The sequence below is a fragment of the Legionella nigrisilvae genome (assembly GCF_977063395.2).
In genome coordinates this window covers 198,251-224,438 of the sequence record NZ_CDRUGZ020000038.1, presented here as the reverse complement: position 1 = coordinate 224,438, position 26,188 = coordinate 198,251, and the positions used below count along the sequence as shown (strand labels likewise).

Here is a 26,188-nt window from a genome sequence, read left to right as displayed (position 1 = left end):
TAGGACTATTGGTCAGTCATCAAAGAGAGGAATTTTACACGCATTGTACCGTTAACGGGTGTAGCTGATTTGCTTTGAATAATTGATTAAAATGTGTTCAGTTGATATGATTTGACGTAGTTAGTAAATTTTTAACTCAAAACGGTAATTATCATTTTATCATTAAAGGTTCCTGTATGCGTCATAAAAAAGAAGTGATTGACACGCCTAAAAATACAGCTAAGCAAAACAACTCCCTCTCAAGCGAAATTGCGAATTTTAAAGTTTTTGTATTTCAACCCGATGAGGAGTTTTTTTATTCTTCTTTTGAGGAACGGTTAAACATTTTAGAAAAACGCATTCTTCTTGCTAAAAAAACGCTGCAAGAAACAGCTAGCAATGAAATGAATCATCCTTCTCCTAAAAGTAAAAAAACAAGCTTACCCTGGTCTATAATGTTTAAAGTGCTAAAAAAGGAAGAAAAACAATTAAAGCCGCCTGCAATGACACCACCGCGAGCAATATTTGTAGCACCGGAGTATCTTTTTAAAGATCAATCCGAAACCTGTTATCACAAATATTATTCTCAAACGCAAAAAAATTTATTTAAAAAAAGAATACAAGAACTGTCCAAAGACACAGACATGTTAATTGCTCCAGGAACATTTTGTTGGTATAAAAAATCAAAGCACGATTCCCAAAATTATTATCGCAACACGGCATATTTTTTCCATCGTGGCCAGGTAGAAAAATACAAAAAAAGATATCCCCATACAAATTATGATTTTGATTATACTGATGAAGGTTTTTTAAATTACTTGGATTTACGTCGAATTTTTTTCAAATCAGGGATGGAGGACACCTTAGTTAAGGAGTTTTCTGGACTGAAGTTGGGCGTGGAAATTTGTTACGATAGTGTACAAAGCTCTTTATCTAATTTTGTTAATGACAACAATATATCTTTGGATGTACAGCTGATTATCGCTGATGGCGCAGAAAAACCTAATTTAGTAGCTCGCCCGGGGACCCTATTTATTAAGGTTGAAAAAAAAGCTGCTCACACGGAGATAGGTACGATAATTAACACTTCCGATTCCACTATTGGGATACAACCCGCTATCTATTTGGGTGATTTGGAAGAGAACGAGCTCAAGTCTTTTAAATTTAGGTGAAGCATAGTCTGTTTGGGGGAGCCACGATCTGGTGCAGTAATCATCTATAATATAGGGAAGGTGATTAATCGACGTTTTTAAAAATGATGACTCTCATCACGGGTGCCTCAAGAGGAATTGGCCGATCGTTAGCGTTTGAATTTGCAAGTCAAGGTCATTATTTAATTTTAACTGCGAGAAATCAGCGTCTGTTGGAAGAGCTTGCTTTTCAAATCAAAGAAAAGTATCCGGTCGAGGTAACTATCATTCCACTGGATCTCAGCGCACTTAAATCTCCTGCTGCTTTAGTGAAGCAAATTGAGACTCTTAATATAGAAGTAGATTGTTTGGTTATTAACGCAGGTATTGGTTACCTGGGCGATTTTTCCTCTATGGATGAGAAGTATTTAAATGAAATGATACAACTCAATATGGCGGCATTAACTAAATTAACTTATTATTTTGTCAAAAAATTTATCCACAAAGGTCGAGGTAAGATACTTCAAGTCGCCTCTACTGCAGCCTTTCAACCCGGTCCTTTTATGGCCATGTATTATGCCTCAAAAAGTTATGTAGTATTCTTTTCACGAGCACTGGCTTATGAATTAAAAGGCACAGGGGTTACAATTTCCATACTTTGTCCTGGTCCTACCCAGTCAGATTTTTTTAAAAAAGCTGGGATGGAAAATAGTTTTTTAGCTCGAGGTCTTATTGGGGTCAAATCTACGGAATACGTCGCAAAAGCGGCCTATCGAGGCCTTAAACAAAATAAACTATTTATTATTCCTGGGATCATAAATAAGATGCTTGCGTATTCTGCTAAGTTAATTCCTGATGCCCTAAGTACTCGCATTACGGCGTTTCTTCATGGAAAAACAAAGCATACGTAATTTATTTTGATAGGAACATTTAGGCGTCAAATTGATTAAATAATCCCAGAAAAGGAAGATACTGAACTATAATTTGATTTAAATCTGCTTAATTTTGATTGTTATGAAGTTGCCCAAGGCTATTGTTCCTTACTCAAATAAGGATGCTGCTCTTCTCGCTAATAAATACGCAAGAGAATTTATTATAGAAGGTGGAACTCAACTTATTAATAATTCTTATCCTCTTGATAAGAAAAAAAGTCTTAGCGACGCAGTAAAAGATGTAAGAGAACAATCTCAAAAAACTGTAAGTTCCTGGCTAGAGTTTGACTATTATGTTTATGAGTTTTATCAATCTATTGAGTGCAGTAAAAAATATTCGATTGGAAATTGTAATGAGCTTTCCGAATTGGCTTTAGATTATATTGCTCATTATGTCCCTCATGTAAATGCAGAAGTTTTTCAATTACAAGGCGGAAATCATGTGGTACTTGTAGTTGGAAGACAAAAAGACAGTGACCCTCGAAAACCGGAAACCTGGGGTAAAGAAGCTTATATTTGCGATCCTTGGTCGAACGATGTATATCCAGCTTCAGAATATCGTTCCCGAACTAAAAATTACTACCAGGAATATGACGAAGTTTCCGACACATATACGAATCAGGTAGAGAATTTTAATCCTTCCAAACACACTTTTGGCTTGATTAGAAATTATAATACCGACTACATCAGAAAATATAATACTCAAGAACACCTTATTGAGGTTTATGATCTTTTTCAGAAAAAACAGCAAATGGTTGTTGGTGCAGCAGTAAATTTAGAGCGAGCCCTGATAAAAATACGCAATAAATTAGAAAAAAAATATGGGGTAGATAATGAAAAATACCAGGTTATTGAAAACAAGATAAAACATATCCAGAGTGCTACGGAACAACTCACGAGAGATTTTGCAAGGCCTATTGATGAATCAAAGAATTATTACGAGATCATCTCTCAATTAGATAAAACTTTGCGGCAATCGATTAAGACTTATATTAAAGCAGCCGAAATTACCAAAGAAGAGGCGAAGACTTTAGCCCAACCCGTTGGAAAGAGCGGCCGTAATAGATTTTTTCATTCTAAATACGATGTAGTATCAAAAATTAATAATGCGCTGGAAGAATCTAGCGACATGTTAAAAAATGTTCCTGTAAAGAAGTAACCGTGATGCCCCTGGGTTTGGGTTGCAATTGTTGGTGGTTGCAAGTCATCAAGCTACGCTTTATGCTTGCATCTCTTTTAATGTGATGAAAAAGTAGGCAATGTGCCACAAGTGAGAGATAAAGAGCATAAAGATTGGCTCTTTGAGTTAATGAACGAATCAGGATATCACCCTGATCCTGGCGGAATGTGCTTTGGTGTTGCCAACATGGGAATGCAAGCAATTCTCGCCGAAGAATTCAACCCATTTGAGAAACGTTTCCTAGAGCTTATCAATATTTATAACGAACGGGATGATATCCGTAGAATTATCGATATGTTGGAGGAAGAGGTTGTAAATCCTAGCCAGCAATTACAAGAAGAAGCCAAAAAATCTTTAATAAACACGTTAAATCTTGACGATAAACTTCGCGAGATGAGAAAAATATGGTCCCTGCATTTGTTACAGGTAGAGCAGATTGATTTTGGTCAGTTGAAAAGGGAACTCAATAGGAAAGAGAATGAATTTTTATACGCTATTTTTATAAAGCAGCAATTAGAACACTGCAAAAAAAAGCTAGACTCATTGGAAACAGCGTTTTCTAACCCAGAACGCGAGTATATGGCTTTTTTTGAGGGCGTAGAAGTATATCAGAGACCTGGATTCCATGGTCCTTTATTTGAAAAGGGCGTGCAGTTAAAACAAGATACATTGCTCAGTGCTCCGCGAGTACTTTCCAAAAAGCTGGAACAAAATGGTGGAATTAGCAGGATAAGCTGTTTTATAGGGGGGTATAGCCCTGAGGAATTATTTCAATATTTTCTAACCCTCAAAAGTCAATTAAATGGAATAAAAAAACCAATTGCTTTAATTCTTGGCAGTGGCGATCATGCCCTTACAGTGGGATATGATCCGGCACTGGATCAATGGCTATTTATTAACGGGAGTCATGAACCTGAACGCATCCCGGGAGCGAAGGTACAAGAGATAGCCCAGAGCGTATTTAACGCATTCTCGTCGGGCAATCAATGTGCGTTTGTAACTAATATTTATTGTAATAAATCAAATGAGGAAGAATTCAAAAAACGCGTGGCAGCATGGGAAAATCACCGCGAATTCCGATCAATACATCAAATTAATGCAACAAAAATGAAACAATCAGGTTCCCATTTACTGCTTCTTACCGCATTAGATAATGATCCCGTCATGGCTAAAAGTCTTATAAAAGAGGGCATTGATCCGAATCTTGTATCGGATGCTAAAGGGGTTACTCCCATGTTAATTGCCATTTGCTGCAACCATATCGATGTTGTAAAAGAATTACTTGCTTGCCCACTAACCCAAACCATGAGCTTAAACATCCAGGTCGATTCCCTGTATCAATTTGCACGTGCTGCACAAATAGATGAAGGCTTAGTGGACGAATTAGTTCGTAAAAAAAATCACCCAAATCAACCCATTGATGCATCCTCCTTAGTTGTTGTATCACTGCATGAACTTGCAGCCGCATTAGGATATACGGAACTATGCAATTTACTGCATCAATATGAACAAAACCAATTAGCAACACCAAATTCTGCGATTGCCTTTTTTAAGACCGACGAATATCTAAGTAAAAAGTCTCTGCTGAATGTATGTAAACCTAAAGAGAACCCTGGTTGTTCAAAATCTATTTATTCTCCTTAATTAATCTTTGTGATCGGGGTATTAACACATACCGGCGATGAGAGATGAATTAGAGTTAACTTGCTGATGTAGTGCTGTGATGAACTCACTTACCGTGCGGACAATTTGGCCTTCCAATAAATTATCTGCCAGTCCTTGCTTTACAAAGAGCCTAATCGCGTCACCTAATTTACCGCTACGCAAGGTGGATAAATGCGCTAAAAGATCCACTGGATTTTCTTGTAAGGCTTCTTTCAGTGCTTTAATAGCTGTCTTTTCGGAAGCGTTTTGTTCAGAAAAAGCAAAGATACGGTATGTATAGTCTTTACTTAAAAGATCTTCAAAAATGAGTGCACTATTTATAAAAGAAAGAATGGATTTATCTATAACCAAGTTCTCTTGATGCGCCTTGGTGACCGTTTTGATTAATTGAAGTTTTTTTATATCGGAGTCGTCTGATTGTAAATTTTTTAGTTTACTGAGAGCCTTATTTTTATTTATTTGTGTTTCAATCCATTCCACAGTGACTTGAGTTAGATCGTCGCTGTTTAAGATCACATCAATACACAAATCGAATATGGGTGAATCTTCTGCAAAAGATGCGGGATAGGCGAGTAATATTTTTCTTAAAGCATGACGATACGTTTTATTTAAATATTCAATTAAGTTCTGTTCATCAATTGGTCTCTCTTGAGCGTGAGATTTAATAAATTTAAGGGGTTCATAATAATCACGAATTATACTTAATTTGGGCATAATCATCTCTCAGCGGGTGGTTTTCCAAATGGTGTTCTAAGAACTTGTATGCCTTCACAACTTTTGGCGTGCACTTTAGGAAACCTGCAATTCAGGATTGATTACTATATAGGAAAAGAAAACGAATTTAGGCTATGGATTTCCTTAGTTCGAAGGTACTATTTCGAAATACCATATCCTAGAAGAAATTAACGCAACATTATAAAATGAAACCCTGTTAATCGTCGGATTCTGCACAAAAATGATTTCAATGTTTGCCATACCCAATTGTGATACTGTAAAAAAAGCACGTACTTTCTTAGAGAATAATCAAATTGAGTATGAGTTTATCGACTTCAAAAAAACTCCACCAACTCCTACACAAATAAAAGCTTGGGGTGATTACTTAGGCGAGCTTCCCGTCAACAAAAAGGGATCGACATACCGAAAATATAAAGACCATTATGAAGCATTGAGTGCCCCTGAACAGGTAGAGTTCATTATCGCCAATACGTCCCTTATCAAGAGGCCTATTTTGGTAGAACATAACAAAACACTCGCTATAGGTTTTAGCGAAGAACACTATAAAGAATTATTCCAAATTCCTAAAATGTAATTCGGGGTCTATTTTTTAAATCGTTATGATACTGATAAAGGAAACCGCTGATTTTTTCCTCTATATTTAATTTATTACGAATTATTAAAGGTTAAAGAATGAGAAGAATTCTATTTGGATTAAGTCTTTTATTAACTAGTCATTTACTCAGTGCTAATCCAGTGGAGGCATCAGATGCTAATATAATTCCCTGTTTTAATAAGGATGAAGCGCAACGTATAGGAAAGCAAATTAACGATATCTTTCGCCATGAATTTTGCGAAGAACACGTTGATCCCCAAAAACTTGTTTCGATAAGTCAGAATATCTTGTCTAAAATTATCACTGCTTCCTTTCTAGGGGTTACTCCACCTGAAAATTGGCAGTTTGTAACAGATGACATTATAAAAAATTGCCTTGGAAGCAAAGTCCCATGTACAAAGGATACTCAAAAAGAGATCAAAGGATGTATCCAGCCTAGAATACCTATGCTCTTACTTCAATTTGGCCCTTGGTTTGCTGAAAATTGTTCGCAATTAAATAAATCATTAATTCAACAATGGCCAGCTAAAGAAGTTATTCTCAAAAACTTAATTAAGGAAAGTAAAACTCCGAGGCTTTGAAGTTGTAAAAAGAATGGAAGCTCCTCAATCAGGATGTAGCTGCAATAAAATCTTTTTTTTATGGGCTGATCTTTTTTATTAACATTTTTTAAAAATCAGGGCATTACTCATGGTATAAAGGATGATGTTGTATATAATGCGCAAAGTGTTTATATTTTGATGAGATTTTTATGCCTAATCCTATATATAGTGGACAATATGTTTATTATTACGATGATTTTCCGAACCAAGTGGATGTAAATTTTATCCCACTCCCACCAGAAAAGATATTGCCTACAATTACCTCAGAAGATGATGAATATTCCATTGAAAGTACTCGTTACTCAGAGTATTTAAGTAAAATAAAAGTTCAATGCGACGATAAAATGGCATGGATGATGAGTGCAGTTCCTTCTGCACTGGATTCCTTAGAAGAAAGGAGTTCTCTGCGACAATTATGTGAATATTTGAATACGGCTGCTTATTGGAAAAAGGATGGAGATTGGCCTCAACAATTAGATGAGGAGAAATTAAGAGCATTTAATATTGAGGTTGTAAAAAATTGGCTTTTTCAAAAAACAGCGCACTATTTTTATACTGAGAATCAAGAGACGCTTCCAACTCCAAATGAATACAGAATTCGACTGAGCAGCAATTTGGAGCAATTTAAGAATGAATTAATGGCTTTGGATGCACTTAATTTAATAAGGTCACATCCTGATAGTTATTTAGTTAGTCTTTGGGATAGCTTAAATCCAACCGATATCCCCAATAAATTCAACGTTTTTAATCCTTCTGCAATTATAGAATTGATCCATGAAAAAGAGTTACTTCTCGATACCACGCAACGAACAATCCATGCAAATGATTTTGAATATTGGCAGCAAATACAGCAACGATTAACTCACGAACTCATCGTGCTAATCAATGAGTCTATTCTAGATGAGTTGAGAAAAAAATGTGCGGGACTAAACTCTAAAATACCCTTTGAACAATTATATAAAACAAACTGGCCTACCTCCAAACTCCTAAAAGACAATACTCCTCCATTACGCTCACTATCCGAAGTAAATGAGTTCATGGAAAAAATAGTTATTGCGGAGCAACAGTTACTTAGGATGATTGAAGAAAAAAAGAAAGAGTGGATGGGGTCTCCTGCCGGGTTTGCGATTGCAATCGAACGAACCCAATCCATATCAGAGGCTAAGGAAACAACTAATGAAGGATTTATACAAATACTCTCGGAGCAGTTAAAAAAAATTGCAGCTGAAGATGAACTCCTCGAATCGCTTTCATTAGTGAATTCGAATCCTCTCCAGGTAGTAACCAAAATAATGGATCAGGAACGTGTTGATAATGTAGCCATGTTAGCTCCTATAGTAGTTCGTGATATTCAGCATGTGATCGAACACATGTCTGATAAGCCTACATTGGTTGATTATTCCAAAAATGTTCAAGCATTGGATCAGTTTGTGGTGAATGTGCGTTCAGCGTGTAATCGTGCCGCGTTGATAAATCTTTATGATCGTTTAGAGCAAAGCACAAACAAACAAATAGCTGAAAAGATGATTAGCAACTGGGATGTAATCGGAACGGATATTCGTGATAGTGAGCGGATGATGACAGAATCCGATAAACTTCGAATTATCGCTTATGCTCAAGGAAAAAAAACAAAACAAGAATACGAAGAGGAAATGTCTAAATTAAATGTAAAGCTTGAACGAGGTGAGATTACTGCCCAAGAAGAAGTGGTAATTAAAATGTTTCCAAAGCTTAAAAAGGCACTGACCCGATTACCTAAAGAATATTTCGCCGACTTTTCGCTTGTGTTAAAGCGAGCATTTGTACATCAGCAGATCACTCATCCTGAAAAATTCCTCCAAAATCCCCATGAGTCAGCAGTCTTCACCGATCTTGCTTTAGATCCCAGCAAAATAAAGGTTAATAAAGAATTAGTCCAACAAAAAATAAAGCATGTATTGCAAAATCTAGTTCTTAATGGCCAAGCAGAACATGAGATCCCTACCTTGAAGGAGCTGCAACATCAAATTGACCTTTTGGCTTTGAAAGAAAAAATTATCGCTGCTGGAGGTGAGTCTTCTTTAACCCCCTTGATCCACATACTCACTAAAGCAAGACAAGAAATCATCGCTGAAGCAACTCATTTGTTAGAACAAGAATATGAGCAATGTAAAAAGGAATTGTGTGACTCTAATCCAAGTATTTCTCAACATGTTGATAGCTGTTTGAAAAGATCACAAAATAAATGGCTGCAATCGTTTTATCGCTATATAGATAAAAAAATTAAAGAAAATAAAGATAGCCTGGCTGGATTTACTGACCAATACGATCAGATAAAAGCAATTCTTTCTCCCCTAACCGATAACACTTCCAGTCAAATAAGAACTCGAATGTTAGACGATGTTAAAAAGGACCTTGCCTTTTTTAATCAATGGGGTGATCCAATTCAGTATGAAAATATTCAGGGATTTATAGGGGGTACTAACGAGATATTAGGTGAAGGAGTATGTCAGGCAAATACCTACAGGGTCATTACTCGAGAAATGACCAGCTTAGCTAGAAATCAAGTACTCTCCGACTCTCAATGGCGAGCGGAAGTGAAAATTTCCCCGCAAGATCGTTACAATCAAGCTTTATATCAAATAAATATAGGAGAGGTGGCGAATAATGGTTTATCGCGAGCAGTGTTAAAACGTCTTCATCTTAAGAAAATTCAAGCATTGCATAGTGAATTTAATTATGCAGAGGATCCTGCGTTTAGTGCGGATGCTCTCTATCAAATACTTTCCAAAGCAGTGGTTCAACAACAGAACTCGAAATTAAAAAATTATGGAATTGTAAAAATATCCATTGGCCATCATACAATGAAAAAAGATGGGGACCTAGTCGCAAATCAAGCATCTTGGGGGCATGCTATCTATCTTCGTTATGATCCAAAGAAAAAAACGGCTTATTTTTTTGATCCTAACCATGGGCGTAGTATTAACTTTTATACCTGGAAAAAATTAGAGAGTGATGTGGACTTTAAAAAGATGAAGCAGAAAGAACAGGATGAAACGGTTCAAAATTACATGCTGATGTGTTTCTCGCAAATGATTGTTCGTGACTTTAATGACATCAATACAGTCGGATGTTTTGAAATGGAGATGGATTCGAGTCTTATCGATAAATTATTTTCTGCCGGGAATACCCTTGTTGGAGGACTTAATAATTTCTTTAAAAAACAAAAAGAAAACCATAGTAAAACGGACAATCTAATTGAACAATGCATGGCCCCATAATAAACAGCCATTAATCACCCAGTTATCGGTGCCAGGGCTGTTTAATTTTAACCCCAATCGGAACTATGGGCTTTCAGCCCAAGGCTTTGGTTTGGGGTTTTTACTAGAGTATCGTATAAATCACAGGCAATGTTTATTGGGATTTCTTTGCATACAAAGATTGGCAAAATAATATTTTAAACTGGATACAAAGATATCGCCTTCTTGTTCCATAACAAATATTCGTTCAGGCTGTAATTCAAGATAATTGGAAGCCTTTAAAATGGAGTAATAGATGGTTTCTGCAGAAGAGGAAACCCATTGTTTTAAAAAAGGGAGAATGATTTCGGGATCGTTAGAATAAAACCGTTGATAGATATCGGCAATTAACTTCTTTCTCATTTCGAAATTACTTTTAAAATAGAAATTACTTCGGTCTTGATGATAGAGCATAAAGGGCGTTTTGTTGGGATTGCTTTTTAAACCGGCATTGAAATTCATCGATGTAATAACGCCTCTAGCAGGTTCAATTTGCAAGGTGGTGGTATTAAATAAATTGTATCCATTATATTGATCCAGATACGATTTTAGATAATCGATGGCTTTATCTGTTAGTGGATCAAAATAACTCTGGATTGAAAAACTGCGGGCGTATTCTTCTGGACTTTCCGGATCATAACTGCAGTTAATATATGTGTTGTAGATAAACAGATTCGCAGAGATTTTTTTTGAAAATATCCGGTCTATTTCCTGTTCTACTTCCTCACAACTGAGGTTCAATCCGCTTACATCACCATGAACACGAACGATTTGAGTTGGAAAATCAATGGTCCGTTGCATCATTTGACTCAGATTAGGTGGTTCTTGTTCATTTGTATGGTGTCTGGATATGGTATTTTTACTGTTGGGCAATGGAGAAAAAATAAGATGCTCTGAACTCTTTGAATGTGCAAAAACCAGAAGGGGTGATAAAAATAAGGCAATTAGTAAACAGCTCTTTTTCATAACATGCTCCTTTGTTAATTAATCAGAACTCCATTATTATCGGATTACACAGCTGTTTAATACTACTTTAATTAGAAAGCAAATTTAAAAGTGAAAAAACAAAGCCCCCCAAAGAACAGTTTGAGTGGATTGCAAACATCCAAGCAAATGTTTTTCTTTAGCGATTTCAAAATGTATTATTCATCAGCAAAATAGGTATTATATAATTTTATGTAAGTATTTTCTTTTTCTATTGCTTTTAATACATTATTAACCCGACCGATGAGTGCTTGATTCTTGGGGGGAGCCAAGATGACTACACCGTCTCCAACGATATGTACCTCGCCTAATGGCTGAAATTGATCGCCACCTTCCTGAGTCCAATAATTTACAGATGAGCGATTGAGAAAAGCCGCTGCTATGGTTTTATTATGTAAATCTGCTAATAAATCTTCAACGTCTTCATAGAGTTTCATTTGAAATAATTTTGCATAATGTGTCGATAAATATTCATAAAACAATCCACCATTGAGCGGATTCCGCAGGACACCGACTTTTTTTCCTTGTAATTCATTAATTGAATTAATTTCACTATTTTTTAAAATGAGGAACTGTCCCTTACTTAACATATAGGGGAGACTGTAAATGAAATTAGTTTTAAGGTCATGAGAAATCGGAATACCCCCCATTGCTAGGTCAACTTTTCCCTGTTGTAGTTTTTTGTACAATTCATCCATTCCCATGGGAATAAAGTCACATTGCTCTTTTAGGCGCTGACATAGTAATTGTGCTAAATCGATATCAAATCCATTTTTGGGAGAGAAAATATAAGGGGGTTTAAATATAAGCGTACCAATATTAATAGTGGCATAGCTGATTGAAGAGAGAAGAAGGCTCAGGGATATTAATAGTGTTTTAATACGCATTATTGCAAATTCCTTTTTATCATTCACCATTCCATAGTGATACATACCTATTGGAAGCCCTAGGGCATGAATATCTAGATTATATTTAATTAATAAAAAGATAAATATTTTCTTACACAACTTATGTTAAATAAATCCAACTCATGGCAGAACAATTGTCTTTAGAGACCGTGGTTTTGCGGCCTTTTTCTCTACATGGTTTTTTTTAAAGGTTACGGTGTCGTATTAGAGGTGTGTGAAGGGGACTCAATAAGATAGGAAATTGCTTGCTTATTTAAACTGCGATCTCGTTTATATTTATAATTAACATCAGGTCTTTCTAATGAGTGTGTAAGTGACCTTTTTAATTCATTGTGCAAATGTTCATATAGATGTTTATCGTGTGTTAATAAATTTTTTATCTGGCGCTCCAAGGCCAAAGCAATCCAAGGAGTAGTATGAGGGGTAATTGCTTCCAAGATGTTTTGCAGTCTTTGTTTTTCGTTGGGGCTATCTTTCTTGATGTGCGCAATGATTATTGCAAAATCTGTATGGCGTTCAAGCGGTGCCTTGGTACTAATTGTTGTAAATTGTTCGGGGGTTAATACGCGTGCTGCCATTTCACAAAACGGTTCTTGAGGATTTCTAAAAATTTCCCAAAATTTGTTATCGTTAAGCGAGCACTCAAGCTGCGACTGAGTCATATTCTCCAAAATAATTTTTAATCTATGTTCTCTACACTCTAGGGACGATTTATGGTTTATTGTTTTGGAATCGAGTATCCAAATGTGACTTAGTAAATTTCTAGGGCCTGCTGCCGATGTGGCTCGTTCTACAAGCATTTTAATTCGATAATCTGGTAGGCTATCTAAATCTGCACTTATTTTTCCCTCATTTGCAATAAAGGTGGACCTATTTAACTCGTTAATGAATGCATCAAAAGCCTCATCGCTCCACTCTTTTTTTTGTAACGAACTGTTTATATAAATGGGCTTTGAAACCGGTGTTACTGGTGCCCATTTTTTTGTAAACAGAGATGGGGGTGTGGTGTGTTGAGTATTTGCTTGTGAGGCTTCAAGTTGCTTTTTATATTTTTGAAAATTTGCTTGAATGTAATGGTCAACTAATTTGGTAAGTTCAACCTTAAAAGAGACAGGATGCGCCATATGGCTTATTTGATCAAGGATCGCTATCCTCAATTTCCAAGTGGCATAAGGCATAATAGAGACCAGTTTACCTAATAAGTAAGGACTTGGGTTGAGTTTTTTGATGAGAGAGTTTAATAGTTCATGCCGTTTGCTATCGGAGGCAAACAATTCCAATTGCTTACGAGTAAACGTGTTGACCGCACTATCTGCAAATGCGTCTTTATTTAACACGTTTAAGAAGTCGGGTGAGTCAAAGGATGCTTTTAATTGTTCTTCAGATAGAGCTTCGAGCATTACTGCAAATTTGCTTGCTTTATTTTCTCTTTTTGAGATTTCAAATTCAAAACCCATAAATTGACGCCATAAATAATCCAGTTCGGTAGAACTAAATCTGCCTTTTTCTTTATAAGTGCTTAATTTACTAACAAGAAGTTTAATGTCCTTGTTCCCCATTTGCTCCAAGCGAGTCCAAAACTCATTTTTTGAGGTCGGAGCTTTGATAAGTAGAATTAATTCGTCGATATAAGGTTCTGTGACACTTGAGACTTCATCGTCTATTTTAATTATACCTTGTGCTTCTTCTTGAGCTATAACTTGGTTTACTTTAACTAAAAATACGGGAGTTTCTCTTACCTCGTTGGTTTCAGAGAGAACCGTTGGTATCTCTGATGTTATTTTCACCTCGGTTTTGGAAAAAAAGGTATCGGAAAGAGCACTGGGTTTTAGCGTTGGTGTCGTCTCTACCCTTTCTTCCATGTCAGCGGGGGCAACAATTGGAGCGTGCTCATCAACGTCTGATTCACTTCTTTTTAGCAACGGCTCTTTGAATTTGTTAACCTCCATAACGGGTGTTGTTGAACGGGTTAATTTTATTCCGAAAATAATTGCATCTATGGAACCTAAAGAACCAATTCTTATTCCTTGAAATCCTAAGGGCAATGGATCAGTTTTATTAAGGATTGCCTTTAACAAGCCCAGAGTCCCTCCTAAAAATGAAAAAGGAAGTGTTACTATGAATCCGAAGATACCCAGTAAAGTAAGAAATACACCGCCGATACGTTTTAAATAAAAAGATAGAAGAGGCTCTTTGAAAAATTGATGGAGCATATTAAATTCCCGAACGTTTAAGTATCCTACGTAAACCCTTAGACTCAATTAGAACCTTAGTGCATTCAAGAATTTATAGTTCACCTGAAAATAGGTCTTTTGCGAAAAAACTCCTAGAGAAAAGAAAAATTCCATTTCATTTTTTATCCTTTAATTACACTATCAAAATTAAGGGGATTGTTCCTTACTCGAGAAAAAAAACGATTACCCCTATACTCCAAAGTCATTTGAAAAATACCAGCTAAATTAATTGATGTAAATTGTTGTATAATTAATTATTACTCAGTTGAATTGACTCTGTCCTTGACGAGCTAAGATAATGAGAAAATGGGAAAGACTGTTGCGGTTAAAAATAAAGCAGATTTGATGGATATCCCTGAAGAGAACATTTTTATTTCTGAAAGTGGATATGCGTACGATATTAATCAAATCGCCGAATTCATTTCTGGAGACTGGGTATTTGCGGATTTCCAAAACCCCTCTGAACTAGCGGGTGTATTTCGAGATTTTAAAAATAAAGAACCCCTGGAAGCATCTAATGCAAAAGATTTAGAGCAAGGATTGGCATTGAACTTATTCAGCGAAAAAGATATTACCCAGCTTTTAACCCATCAAGTCGTCCGCAGTGCATTTGAAAATAGCCCTATCTTTGCTGGGTTACAAGAATATGCTGATGGGGTAAATGAGATTACTTTAAATCTGATGGGTAAGTTGGTTCTAGCTTCGCAAATTCTCGAAAACACGCTCTTGAGTGCTGATCAGAATAAACTTACTGCTGAATTGCATGAACCTCTCGCCGCATTTAAAACGCATCTTGATCAATTAAAAAAAGTAGAAAAGAACCCACTTATTTTTCTGACCTCCAACAACGGTCCCATCAGCAGCTATTCAGCCGTAACGGGACGTCGATGTAATTTCGTAGAAGATATCGATCATTTATTATCTGGAGCATGTGGGGCCGGCTTTAATCGGCATGTGGCGAATTTATATAACGCCCTAAAAAGTTATAAACTCTATCAACATGCGATCCAATCCAGCCTAACGATGCAGGATTCATCTATGGAGAAAAAATCCTCACCGTTACATGGTTTATCTATTTGGAACACGACCAAGGAAGACACGGATAAAGACCAAGCAAATGATCAACGCTCTAAAAATACATTAGAACCGAAATAATTACCGCAAATAAATATATTACACGATTAAGATAATTTTTTGATAACCTCTCCGCTATATCTATATTTTATATTAGATATTTCATTTTCGATGGTTAGATTAACTTTATAGATCGCATCATTTATTGCCTCAGTCATCAGCGCACATGTTTTTGTTTTATTGTTTAATTCTGAATAGGAGGGATCCAAAGAAAGTTCTATAATTTGATGTGTTCCATCCACCTTGGCTTTAGCAAGACCATCACTAGAAACTCCTTCCACAACCAATGACTCTAATTCCTCCAATTTCGCAGCAATCTCTGCTTCCATTTGGATTCCTTTGGTTCTAATCGTTTTCAAAGTATCTGCTCCAAGGCTTTTCAAAATATTTTCATCTACTGTAAACATATTACTGGATTTCATCTTCTACCTCCTATAAAGGCATACTTGTGATTTATGGTAATTATTTTATAACGTGGGTCCATCTGGAGTTTTGGGTTTTTCGGTATTTACTAGCCCATATTTTTGTAATACTTTGGGTATTTGAGTAATCAATTGATCGGAAACTACCGAATTATTACTAACCCCACGCGCAAAATTGTCAAGTGCTCGTCTTGAAAGTACATCAGAAATTGCCTTCAAGTCTTCTTTTTTGTCTTCTGCTTTTATAACGCGCTCATCGATTACCTTAATAAGTTCTGCACTGGCATAGGTTGATGCTGAATAACAATTGGAGCTAAAAAGATTACACGATTGTTCGTCACAAATCGCTTTATTTGTTCTGTTTATGACCTCTTTTATTTCGCTTCCCCGAACCACCACAAATTCTGAATTAGCAACATCATCTTTACTAATTCTTCTTAATGCGATAGATGAGTGAAAAAAAGGAGATTTTTGGGTGATATCTGCAAAGCCCTGTTTCCGTGCAAAACCCACTTCAAATAAATCATCATCTTTAATCGTATCTAAGTCATCGCTGAGCATCTTTTCGGGTTGAACCCGTACCTTTGGCGTTTTTCCTTTTTTTGCAAACATTTCAACCACGAAATCACTGCCTACAAATAAATCAAAGTGTTTTTCATTATCTAATTGGGTCCCCAATGTCTTAAACCAAAGAGTACTCGAATTTATTTTGTGATGTAAATGTTGCTTGGGTGTTTTGTCAGTATCTCGGACATAACCGGGACTTTGCCGGCCTAATAGGAGCCAATTTTTTTGATCTGCGTCAATAATAGTCTGATCTTCTGGAGAGGACATTTGCAGTTCGGTCATTTTTTCCTGCAGTTGTTTATATTTGTAGGTATCATAAGCAAGGTAAAGAGTCCCGGCTCCTGATGTACCTATTAGTTTGCCAGCATGTCGACTTATTAGAGTAAACATTGTTACCTCCAAGAATCTATTTCTAATGCTATTTTTGTATTATTATAGACTATAGTGAATTTTATTTTCCCATCGCTTGCCGTTGACGATAGCTGGATACTGTGTTAAAGATAACTAAATAAAGTACACTCTGTGTTGAATTGGCATTAAAGGGAGTTGGCATGCTTACAAAGTTAACCAAGTTAGTAGGTCCTATAGCATATTCGAATAAGGCGACTGCATTTAGCCGGTATGCTCTGTTTCATATGAGAAATAAATCTCAAAAATTACTGACTAAGGACGAAGAGGCTAAGGAAGAACAGCCAATTTCATTGAGCCCAGAACCTATAGAACCCGAAAAAATGTGTTCCTTGAAGGATGCGTCCACAGAGGACACCTTTGAATTAATGTTTGCGACCAAACCTGGTCTACCGCTTCCTGGCATGCCGATTAGACATTCAGCTATTGCTTTAAAAAACAGTAAGAATGGTACTTTTTCTGTATATGGACGTCAAAGCCCCTGGGATTTCTCCCAGTGGTTGCGAAATGGAGTAACGTTCCATACTCAAAAAGACAATGAGAAAAGATACCTAAGTAAGGGATACAACTTTGTTGGCTATCCAACAGGAGTTTCGTTCACTCAGCCAGAAATTAATAAGTTTCTTGATTCTGCAGATCAACTCATTAACCAAAAGCAAATGTGCAACATGTATCAATCCAATTGCTATTCTTACTCCACGACAGCATTAAGCTTCGCTATTGAGGCGTTATTAGAACGACCTCATTTTGATGCCAAGTCAATCAGTCGCATTATCGATGTTTTGGAAGAGCATCCCTTACAGGATCATTTTTCTATTGGTGTTCGCAATAACCCGGTTGTTGTTGATAAGCTTACATCGGTTCTTTCAGCAGTTCAGAAAAAAACCGCTTCTTTACAAGCTCCCTCAGCGACTGACAAGCAATTGTATGAGAAGGTAGACCTTTTATTTACGCAGCTTAAAAATATCAATCCCGAAGAGGACAAAACGACGATGGGTTATAAATAACCTCATTATATTTTTTTCGGATGCTTTATTGGATTGAAAGATATTATGGAAAACGATACCGAGCACTTGTTAACTGCATATAAAAATGACCTCTTAATTTTGGCAGACCAGTCTTTTATAGTGCACTAATTGATGAATGAATTAAAAATCTATAGCGAGTTTTTAAGAAATTTATTTTCTTAGACTATTATTTGTTATTATAAAATCACTGGAGAACTCGCTATGGAAAAAGCAAATCTAATAGGAATTAACCATATCGCCCTTGAAGTGGGTAATGTGGAAAAAGCATTAGAGTTTTATAGCAAAATTTTTAATTTTACTTTGCGCGGTAAAGATGAACATCACGCTTTTATTGATTTAGGAGATCAATTTATAGCGTTAATGAAAAGCTCTAATTCACATAAAGACAACTTACGTCATTTTGGTCTCGTGGTCGATGATCGTGCCACGGTCAAGGAATTGGCAAAAAAAGCTGGAGCGGAATTAATAGACGGAAAATTTTTGGATTTCCTTGACCCTTGGGGTAATTATATTCAGGTAATCGAATATGCTGATATCCAATTTACCAAGACCCCCGAAGTGTTGGCCGGGATGAATATAAATGTACATAAAAATAAAGCTGCCCTTCAAGAGCTTCAAGCGAAAGGCATGAGTCCGAAACACTAATTTTGTTTCTCACAGATCTCGTAAGAAGATGTTCTAGAGGAATCTCGAGCATCTTAAAGTAAAATTGGGAACTCTAGCTACGTATTTGCTACTAAGGTGGTGAGTATTCTCAATTTCGGCCTCGATTCCCTTAGGATCGTCGCTGCCTCGAGCATCTAATAATAAGAAAATCTTAAAATAGTACGTCGAAACTATTCACGGATGTACCAGCGGGAAAAAAGCTAAAGGTCTGAAATAACCAAAAACACTCGTACGTATTGTTCCTTGTTCAGCAAAACCGCGACGATGAAATCCTCGGGTGTTTGCGATTATCATCGTGTTTGCTTTCACACATAAAGATTGTGGTGGTTTAAGATCCATATTTGCTAATTCTTCATCCGATATACGCAATGCCCCTCCACGCGACATGGTTTGGTCAGAGCAGATTTGTATGCTGCGTCGATATTCCCAACGTAAACGCTTCCAAGTTAAGGCATGACTTCCAGTAGAATATTCGAAAGGACCGGAAGCTAATTCTACATCATGAGTAAAATACCAAATCTTATAAGTGTGGTGAAATGTATCACGATGAGTCAATTTCTGGGAGTCAGGTAATGAGGCTTCATCCCCATGGCACAACGTATACATGAAGTAACGCATCGGTGTATTCAGCATACCAAATAAAGCTAGAGTTAAGCGATGCATGCGTGCGTTTTTAAAAACAAATTGCACCATAGAATTTCTGGGAACATGATCAAAACGATTTAAAGTGTCACCATCGTAACGATCATACCCTGTAGCTCGTTTTAACTTATCTCCATACATTTGTTGTTCGAGATTAGGTAGCGCTTGAGGCAATTGATTTATATGTTTTTCAATTTCTTTTTGGACTAACAGAAACTTTTGAGGATCTAGAAAATTTTCAAGGATCAATAGACCATTTTTATTAAACTCAAAAGCTGATTTAGGTGCTAATAAGTAAAACGGTAACTTTTTTATAAATTGTATTACATCACTCAGAATAATCCGAACAACATGTAAGCCGCAGTAATTAGCAATAACATTGCCTAGAGGACCCGTAAACGTTTTTTTGTTTGAAAATAGGGTAAAAAAATTGAGCATAATAAAGAATTGTCGGAAAAAAAATTTCATGTTCATGATTATTAAGCTGAATTAATATAGTCTTTTTATTAATTATCACGCTTTGTCTCTAAGATCTAGATTGATCTGTAAGGAGCAAGGACGGAATTACTTATAGAGCTTTGTCCACCTGCGTACTATTCGATAACAGATTCTAAAAAATGTAGCGCTCATCCTTGGTTTGAGTTCTTTTCCCAAGATTAATTCCTCTAAAGCTTCTTCGGGGGAAACTCGTGTTCCTTTACTCCAGCTAATGTACATCGGATAAAGTAATAAAGTTCCTGCAATTAATTCAGCTAATTTTAGCCGTCGAGTGCGTCGGGGGGTATTCATCATATCTGTTGTTAATCCCCAACCCGCATAAAAAGGTAATCCATAACATGTAACTTCTTTGCCCCTAAGTAGCGCCTCAAAACCAGCCAAAGAGGTCATAACGTGTACTTCATCCACGTATTTTAAGAGATGATCGATAGAAACTGTCTCAAGATATTCGTCACAATATTGATGCGAGTTTTGTTCATTGACTCCTTTTGCTCGCAAACCTGCAACCACGTCTGGATGAGGCTTATATATTAACCACGCGTCAGGATTTTTTTTGCGGACCTCTCGAAGTAGTTCTATGTTTGTTTTAATAATCCCAGTTCCAAAAGCAATGGAAGCATCGGTTTCAACTTGTCCGGGAACTAAGATGATCCGTTTGCCATGAGTAGTTGGTTTCCAAGTTTGTCCTTGTAGATTATATTTGGTAACCCCAAACTCGACGATCCGTTGATGAAAAGAGGCTGCACGTTCCAATAATGGCTCAGCGAAAGTAGAGTATTGTAAGATATATTCTAAATCTGAGGGGCTTGTTGCATTGTAATAAATTCCTTGCGTATCAATAACCCAAGATAATGGGCGTGTCAGATCGGCACCGAGACCTACCGAGCGCAGAAAGCCATCTTCTAATCGAACTATTGAAACTGTACTATCCAGCTTAGATGGGGCCCGACTCGACCCCCAAAGTAAAAGGACGCTCTCAGGTTTAATCGCGCGTACCCTACGCACAAAGCGGATAGCATGATCTGTAAGAAATCGTTGGATAATTGGTCTCTTCCAATAAGGCATGCGCCAAGCATAAATCATTGAATCACTCAGTGTGGGCTTACTGCTAGTGATGTCATGATCTGTAGACATCGCAGGACTAACTTTAGAGCCTGCGATGTTTTGCTGTGTAATAGATTTTATAAAATGTTCCACACTCAAAAAATGCTTCCTCCAACTCGGTGCTTTATAGCCAATTAATCGTGATTTTTGTTTTTGTCTTAACGTACTGTTTGAATGCGCATAATTCAAAATGGTATTCATCCATTGCACTGTATCTAGGGGGTCAAGATATTCTGGGATATTTTTACCAATTTCTATAAGGGCAGGTGTTGTGCTGGCAATAACAGGTACACCGGCATTTAAAGCTTCGATCAAGGGTAAGCCATATCCTTCAACAAAGGAAGGGAATAAGAGTGCTTGAGCATGTTGCAAGCATGAGGATAATTTTTGATCGGAACATTGATTCCATTCAAAGACAAAGCCACGTAATTTGGTACAACGATCGATCATGCGAGTAATATGCTCACACTCCCATCCACGCCGGCCAATAATAATGAGTTTAGGTGCATTACTACCTAGTCGATCAATTAAATTTTGCCACACATAAAGTATCATTAGGTGGTTTTTTCGCGGTTCTATCGTACCAAGCATCACAAAATAAGGGGACTCGAGTGTTCGTGAACACAACGGCGGTGGAGGTAAATCAACTCCTAGTGCTGCAATGCATAGTGCGGGTAGGTTTTTTTCTAATGAAAGTGCAAACTTAAATAAAGCATTATAGGTGTCTTGAGAGTTCACAATAATGCCTTTTCCTAGGCTGAGGGCATGAATCATTCGTTTAATATGTTTTTCTTTTTCTCCTGCACGGCAATACTCAGGATGAGTTATCGGAATTAAATCATGAATAAAGAAGATAGGGGTCAGTCCTATTCGTTCAATGGCTTTGGCGTATCGAGGGCGCTCTAAATTGCTATGTCCTAATAATAATAAAATACCATCCTGCTTTTTTTCAAAAAATCTACTTAATACAACTTGAATGATGAAAGCATAGAAACTTCTAGGCTTTAAACGGTCAAACAACAATGAATGAAAGAGATATTTGGATTCTTTTTCAGATAAAATCCAAAGTCGTCCAAAATAATAAATAACACCACCTGCGGAGTTTTGATAATGCTTCAAATAGGCACGCATCACCCGATCAATCCCGGTTGGTTTTAGTTGTTGCAATTGCCTTCGAATTAAACGAGTGACATCAATATAAAGCAAACAAGACATGTGTTTTAATCATGTTAAAGGATTCCGACTACATAATAGGAAAATGATAATAACACCGAATGAATCAATTTAAGCTTGAGATTGCTTATGAAATTGGGGGAACTTTCATTGCAAAGACATCCATGCCAATTGAACAATATGATCCATTGATGCTGCCTGTATACTGCAATACATATACGAGAACATTTATACCATGAACCAAAATTAAGAGAAAGATTCGAGACGCGAGAGGCAAAGATTAAATTTTTTTTGTAGAGGTGGAACCAAATTTCTCGATTTTTTTCTTATCCCAAGATTATTTTCTGTATATTATGTACTTACTTTCAGGAAAGGAACTTATGGAACTTATGTATAAAAATAATTCTACCTCTATTTTTCAAGGTAAAAACATTTTATTGCTTCAAGGACCGGTCGGACCTTTCTTTGCTCGTTTGGCGAAAGACTTAAAAGCCCAAGGAGCGCAGGTATATAAAATTAACTTCAATGCAGGCGATTGCTTTTTTTTCTTGTCTGGCGCAGTGATCTATAGAAAAAGTCTGGCAGAGTGGCCTTTATGGTTAGAACATTTTTTAGAGCGTTTTGCAATAGACATTATTTTTGTATATGGGGATTGTCGTCCGATACATCGGGTTGCTATTGAAATTGCAACGCAACATGAAATAGACGTTGGGGTGTTCGAAGAAGGTTATATTAGACCTAATTATGTGACTCTGGAGTATATGGGGGTCAATGCAAATTCATATGCGATTACCCATTTTCAGCCAACTGACACGCAGTACTGTGAATATTATCAGGAACAACAAATAGAGGGCGCTTATTGGCAAATGATCTGGTATGGATTCTGCTATTTTACGATAGGTGCTTTAGGCAGGTGTCTTTTTAGCAAAAATGTTCACCATAGGCCACTTAAAATTTTAGAGGGACTGGCATGGATGCGTTCTGCAAGGAGGAAACATTGGTATAAATGGCGAGAAGCGGGCATTGAGCAACAACTCCTAGGTGCATTAAGTAAGCGCTATTTTTTAGTTCCCTTGCAAGTTTGTTCTGATTATCAAGTAACAGCTCATTCCGAGTTCAAAGAAGTGAAACAATTTATTGAGTGCATTATAAATTCTTTTGCACGATCATCGAAGAACGAGACCTTTCTCATATTTAAACATCATCCTATGGATAGAGGATATGTGGATTATGCAGATGTAATTAAACGGTTGGCCATTCAAGCGCAAATAAACGAACGCGTGGCATACATCCATGATCAGCATTTACCTTCATTACTTGAGCATGCCCTTGGGGTCGTGGTAATTAATAGTTCAGTCGGGCTTTCTGCATTACACCATAAAGTGCCTACCTTTGTTTGTGGTGAGTGTCTTTACAATCTTCCCGGACTGACTTATCAAGGATTGCTAGATGATTTTTGGACATCAGCATTGAATACGGTTGTCGATCACGATTTGTATAAAAAATTTCTTAATTTTCTAATCACCAGAACCCAACTAAATGGTAGTTTTTATAAAAAAGTTAAACTAGATAATTCATTTGCAGGATTGATTGTTCAAAAATATAATAAATTCTTTTTAAAAGTTAGTAATAAGCAGAACTAGTCTGTGGGTGCTTGATTTACCTGCATTGTTATTTTTAATTAAGGACAGTAGAATGTCCCCAATTACCCTTTTAAAGGCATAGTTCAGATTTTCCATTCCCAGTATATTCGAAGGGATTGGATTGTAGCTTTGTTTTGAACTGTTTTTGCAAAACGCGGCATACCTCAGTGGCACAAAGTTAAGCTGATACCCTTAAGCCCTATATTTTGCGACCTAGGCGGGGAAAAAAAGGAAATATTCCAGATCGATCCAAAACTAAAGGAGTTAGTTTGAAGCAATTTAATCGATTATCATCCGTGACTGCATTACCCTGGAAATCATCTTTTCAAAGCGCTTCCCTTTTTTTAAACAAAATAAATAAGTTATTCGTATTTACAGTTATTATTCCTACATTATTGTCTATTTTTTATTTTGGCTTCCTTGCTTCCGATGTATATGTGTCTGAGTCGCGATTTATTGTGCGCAGAGCAGGGCAACCTCCAGTTAACCTAGGTTTATCTGCTTTACTGTCTTCGACGCCTTTATCAAAGGCAGAGGAGGCAGATTATAGTATTCATGATTATATCTTGTCTCGTGATGCATTGTCGGAACTGAACGACCGACTTAATTTAAAAAAGCTTTATAGCGACCACAAGATTGATTGGTTTCACCGTTTTGCATTACTTGGTGTGGATTCTAGCTTTGAATCACTTTATCGTTATTATAAAAATCGAATCAATATTGTCATTGACTCCTCATCTTCCATTTCAACCTTACAAGTGCGCGCTTTTACCGCCAAAGATGCGTATCAAATGAATCAATATTTGTTGGAATTGGCTGAGCAATTTATTAATCGTTTTAATATCCAATCAAGAAAAGATTATGTTGATTTTGCAAAAGCAGAAGTAGATGCCGCAATTCAAAAAGCAAAAGAAGCCAGTCTCGCCTTGTCGGATTATCGAGGTTTTCAAGGTGTTTTTGATCCTAATCGTGAATCGGCGATGAGGCTTCAGCATGTATCCAAAATGGAAGCTGAATTGGTTGCTGCAAAAGGTCAATTAGCTCAAATTAAAAGTTTGGCCCCGCGTAACCCTTACCTTTCTTCACTACGAAAAAATATTGAAACTTTACGTTTATCAATCAATACGGAAAAAAACAAGGTCACTGGAAATCTCACCTCGCTCACGAACAAAGTACGCCGTTATGAACGATTGGTTTTAAATAAAAAATTTGCCTATAAACAACTGGTATTTGCTTTATCTTCATTAAAAAAAGCCCAAATCGAAGCGCAGCGCAAACAATTATATTTAGAGATGATTGCTCATCCTAATGAGCCTGATAATTCATTTGAACCGAATCGTAGTAGGAATATTTTTTCAATATTCATCTTGGGACTTATTACTTGGGGGGTACTATCCCTTCTGATTGCAAATGTTAAAGAGCATTTGGAATAATTAATTGTTAGGATTATGAGTTTATGCACCGTCGTATTATTAAATATAAGATTAAACCGTCTTGCTTAGCGTTGGTTGTTCTCTGCGTACTTTCTTCAGGCTGTACCATGATGTCGAGTGGACCCAGTGCACGAGTAGTAAAGCAGGCTGCTGAACCCGTAAATAGTGATGTTCAATTGATTGATATCACTCCCGATATTACCCACCAATTAGCACGAAGCCATAAAAATTATTTATTTTCTGATGCATTAAAACCAAATCACTCCAATCGTTATAGTGTGGGTCCTGGAGATGTGCTTGATTTTTCCATTTGGGAAATACCCCCAGCAACATTGTTTACTTCACCAACCCTTGTTGGGAGTTCTGGAAAGACCTCAAGCCCAATGAACACCTTACCCTCCCAAGTGATTAGCCAAGAGGGCACGATAAGTTTTCCTTTTGCCGGTACGATTCATGTTGCAGGGCTAACTGTACAACAAATCCAAGATAAAATACGACGTGCATTAAAAGGTAAAGCTAATAAACCTCAGGTGTTGGTACGTCTTGCTAAAAATACTACCTCCGCAGTGACCATAGTAGGCGAAGTGGTTTCGAGTAGGCGCTTGCCATTAACGCCTAGTAAAGAGCGATTATTGGATGCATTAGCCGCTGCGAAAGGGGTAAAAACCCCAGTAAATAAAACCATGATCCAAGTAACCCGAGGACAAAAAGTACATTCCTTACCTCTAGATATTATCATCCGTGATCCCCAACAAAATATTGTATTGCAAGCAGGGGATGTAATTACGGCCTTATTTCAATCTAAAAGCTTTACAGTGCTAGGGGCAACTGGAAAAAGTGAAGAAATTAATTTTGAGGCCCAAGGAATTAATTTAGCTCAAGCCCTGGGACGTTCAGGCGGTCTACAGGATCACCGAGCAAACATCAGTGGCGTGTTCGTTTTCCGTTTCGAACAGGCTACGGCGATTCATTGGCCAAGACCTCCTAGATTCATCACCGCAGAGGGTAGAGTACCGGTGATTTATAGACTGGATTTAAAAAACCCGCGGAGTTTTTTTGTGGCTCAAAGTTTCCCGATTAAGGATCATGATATTCTGTATGTATCGAATGCTCCGATGGCTGAACTGCAAAAATTCCTGGGGGTGTTAGCTACGGCTACAGCGCCATTAAATCCATTTTTATATGCAGCAACGATAGCGGCTTCTTAAAGTCAGTCTAAAATTAACTGCATTTTTAGCTCAATAGGGA

21 protein-coding genes are annotated in these 26,188 nt (G+C 36.9%); 13 read left to right on the top strand and 8 right to left on the bottom strand.

The annotated features are described in order from the left end of the window. Positions 1-176: 176 nt before the first annotated feature. The 4 genes from ACWTE2_RS23280 (at position 177) to ACWTE2_RS23265 (ending at position 4,865) form a co-directional block, all read left to right on the top strand. Positions 177-1,151, top strand: a complete 975-nt coding sequence (locus tag ACWTE2_RS23280; protein WP_454784609.1) for a carbon-nitrogen hydrolase family protein — start codon at positions 177-179, stop codon at positions 1,149-1,151. A gap of 83 nt (positions 1,152-1,234) precedes the next feature. After that, entirely contained in the window at positions 1,235-2,020 is a 786-nt protein-coding gene (locus ACWTE2_RS23275) for an SDR family NAD(P)-dependent oxidoreductase (protein ID WP_454784608.1), read from the top strand. Between the two features lie 103 nt (positions 2,021-2,123). Then, a complete protein-coding gene (locus tag ACWTE2_RS23270; RefSeq protein WP_454784607.1) occupies positions 2,124-3,200 on the top strand; it encodes a hypothetical protein in 1,077 nt (358 codons plus the stop codon). Between the two features lie 102 nt (positions 3,201-3,302). Next, complete coding sequence (locus tag ACWTE2_RS23265) at positions 3,303-4,865, top strand: ankyrin repeat domain-containing protein (protein ID WP_454784606.1); 1,563 nt, start codon at positions 3,303-3,305, stop codon at positions 4,863-4,865. Between the two features lie 21 nt (positions 4,866-4,886). Here ACWTE2_RS23265 and ACWTE2_RS23260 read toward each other — a convergent pair whose 3' ends face one another. Continuing rightward, complete coding sequence (locus ACWTE2_RS23260; RefSeq protein ID WP_454784605.1) at positions 4,887-5,600, bottom strand: hypothetical protein; 714 nt, start codon at positions 5,598-5,600, stop codon at positions 4,887-4,889. A 241-nt stretch (positions 5,601-5,841) separates the two neighbouring features. Here ACWTE2_RS23260 and ACWTE2_RS23255 point away from each other — a divergent pair, with 241 nt between their 5' ends. From ACWTE2_RS23255 to ACWTE2_RS23245, 3 genes are all read left to right on the top strand, one after another. Next, positions 5,842-6,195 carry an arsenate reductase family protein gene (locus tag ACWTE2_RS23255; RefSeq protein ID WP_454784604.1) on the top strand — a complete coding sequence of 118 codons (354 nt, stop codon included), beginning with the start codon at positions 5,842-5,844 and terminating at the stop codon, positions 6,193-6,195. Between the two features lie 98 nt (positions 6,196-6,293). Continuing rightward, positions 6,294-6,797: a hypothetical protein gene (locus ACWTE2_RS23250; protein ID WP_454784603.1), complete on the top strand. Its 504-nt coding sequence runs from the start codon at positions 6,294-6,296 to the stop codon at positions 6,795-6,797. Between the two features lie 170 nt (positions 6,798-6,967). Beyond that, on the top strand, positions 6,968-10,078 hold the full coding sequence (locus ACWTE2_RS23245; RefSeq protein WP_454784602.1) for a hypothetical protein: 3,111 nt from the start codon (positions 6,968-6,970) through the stop codon (positions 10,076-10,078). Between the two features lie 120 nt (positions 10,079-10,198). On the opposite strand, the gene ACWTE2_RS23240 is transcribed toward ACWTE2_RS23245, so the two are convergent. From ACWTE2_RS23240 to ACWTE2_RS23230, 3 genes are all read right to left on the bottom strand, one after another. After that, entirely contained in the window at positions 10,199-11,062 is an 864-nt protein-coding gene (locus tag ACWTE2_RS23240) for an Lpg0189 family type II secretion system effector (RefSeq protein ID WP_454784601.1), read from the bottom strand. A gap of 176 nt (positions 11,063-11,238) precedes the next feature. Continuing rightward, positions 11,239-11,967, bottom strand: a complete 729-nt coding sequence (locus tag ACWTE2_RS23235; RefSeq protein ID WP_454784600.1) for a transporter substrate-binding domain-containing protein — start codon at positions 11,965-11,967, stop codon at positions 11,239-11,241. Between the two features lie 212 nt (positions 11,968-12,179). Then, positions 12,180-14,201, bottom strand: coding sequence for a hypothetical protein (locus ACWTE2_RS23230; protein ID WP_454784599.1), 2,022 nt, complete (start codon positions 14,199-14,201; stop codon positions 12,180-12,182). Between the two features lie 327 nt (positions 14,202-14,528). Here ACWTE2_RS23230 and ACWTE2_RS23225 point away from each other — a divergent pair, with 327 nt between their 5' ends. Beyond that, complete coding sequence (locus tag ACWTE2_RS23225) at positions 14,529-15,377, top strand: hypothetical protein (RefSeq protein ID WP_454784598.1); 849 nt, start codon at positions 14,529-14,531, stop codon at positions 15,375-15,377. Positions 15,378-15,403: 26 nt separating this feature from the next. Here ACWTE2_RS23225 and ACWTE2_RS23220 read toward each other — a convergent pair whose 3' ends face one another. Both ACWTE2_RS23220 and ACWTE2_RS23215 read right to left on the bottom strand, forming a co-directional pair. Next, positions 15,404-15,778, bottom strand: a complete 375-nt coding sequence (locus tag ACWTE2_RS23220; protein ID WP_454784597.1) for a YbaB/EbfC family nucleoid-associated protein — start codon at positions 15,776-15,778, stop codon at positions 15,404-15,406. A 45-nt stretch (positions 15,779-15,823) separates the two neighbouring features. Beyond that, positions 15,824-16,735, bottom strand: a complete 912-nt coding sequence (locus ACWTE2_RS23215; RefSeq protein ID WP_454784596.1) for a hypothetical protein — start codon at positions 16,733-16,735, stop codon at positions 15,824-15,826. Positions 16,736-16,896: 161 nt separating this feature from the next. Here ACWTE2_RS23215 and ACWTE2_RS23210 point away from each other — a divergent pair, with 161 nt between their 5' ends. Together ACWTE2_RS23210 and ACWTE2_RS23205 are read left to right on the top strand one after the other, a co-directional pair. Beyond that, a complete protein-coding gene (locus ACWTE2_RS23210; protein WP_454784595.1) occupies positions 16,897-17,760 on the top strand; it encodes a hypothetical protein in 864 nt (287 codons plus the stop codon). A 222-nt stretch (positions 17,761-17,982) separates the two neighbouring features. Then, complete coding sequence (locus ACWTE2_RS23205; RefSeq protein ID WP_454784594.1) at positions 17,983-18,426, top strand: VOC family protein; 444 nt, start codon at positions 17,983-17,985, stop codon at positions 18,424-18,426. A 195-nt stretch (positions 18,427-18,621) separates the two neighbouring features. Here ACWTE2_RS23205 and ACWTE2_RS23200 read toward each other — a convergent pair whose 3' ends face one another. Together ACWTE2_RS23200 and ACWTE2_RS23195 are read right to left on the bottom strand one after the other, a co-directional pair. Further along, a complete protein-coding gene (locus ACWTE2_RS23200) occupies positions 18,622-19,563 on the bottom strand; it encodes a phytanoyl-CoA dioxygenase family protein (RefSeq protein WP_483099543.1) in 942 nt (313 codons plus the stop codon). Between the two features lie 90 nt (positions 19,564-19,653). Continuing rightward, a complete protein-coding gene (locus ACWTE2_RS23195; protein ID WP_454784592.1) occupies positions 19,654-21,906 on the bottom strand; it encodes a capsular polysaccharide export protein, LipB/KpsS family in 2,253 nt (750 codons plus the stop codon). 338 nt (positions 21,907-22,244) lie between these two features. Here ACWTE2_RS23195 and ACWTE2_RS23190 point away from each other — a divergent pair, with 338 nt between their 5' ends. The 3 genes from ACWTE2_RS23190 (at position 22,245) to ACWTE2_RS23180 (ending at position 26,148) form a co-directional block, all read left to right on the top strand. Then, positions 22,245-23,507 (top strand): capsule biosynthesis protein, encoded by a 1,263-nt coding sequence (locus ACWTE2_RS23190; RefSeq protein ID WP_454784591.1) that lies wholly within the window; start codon positions 22,245-22,247, stop codon positions 23,505-23,507. Between the two features lie 269 nt (positions 23,508-23,776). Then, positions 23,777-24,940: a KpsE/RkpR family capsule polysaccharide export protein gene (locus tag ACWTE2_RS23185; RefSeq protein ID WP_454784590.1), complete on the top strand. Its 1,164-nt coding sequence runs from the start codon at positions 23,777-23,779 to the stop codon at positions 24,938-24,940. 23 nt (positions 24,941-24,963) lie between these two features. Further along, positions 24,964-26,148 carry a polysaccharide biosynthesis/export family protein gene (locus ACWTE2_RS23180; RefSeq protein WP_454784589.1) on the top strand — a complete coding sequence of 395 codons (1,185 nt, stop codon included), beginning with the start codon at positions 24,964-24,966 and terminating at the stop codon, positions 26,146-26,148. The last annotated feature ends 40 nt before the right edge of the window (positions 26,149-26,188 follow it).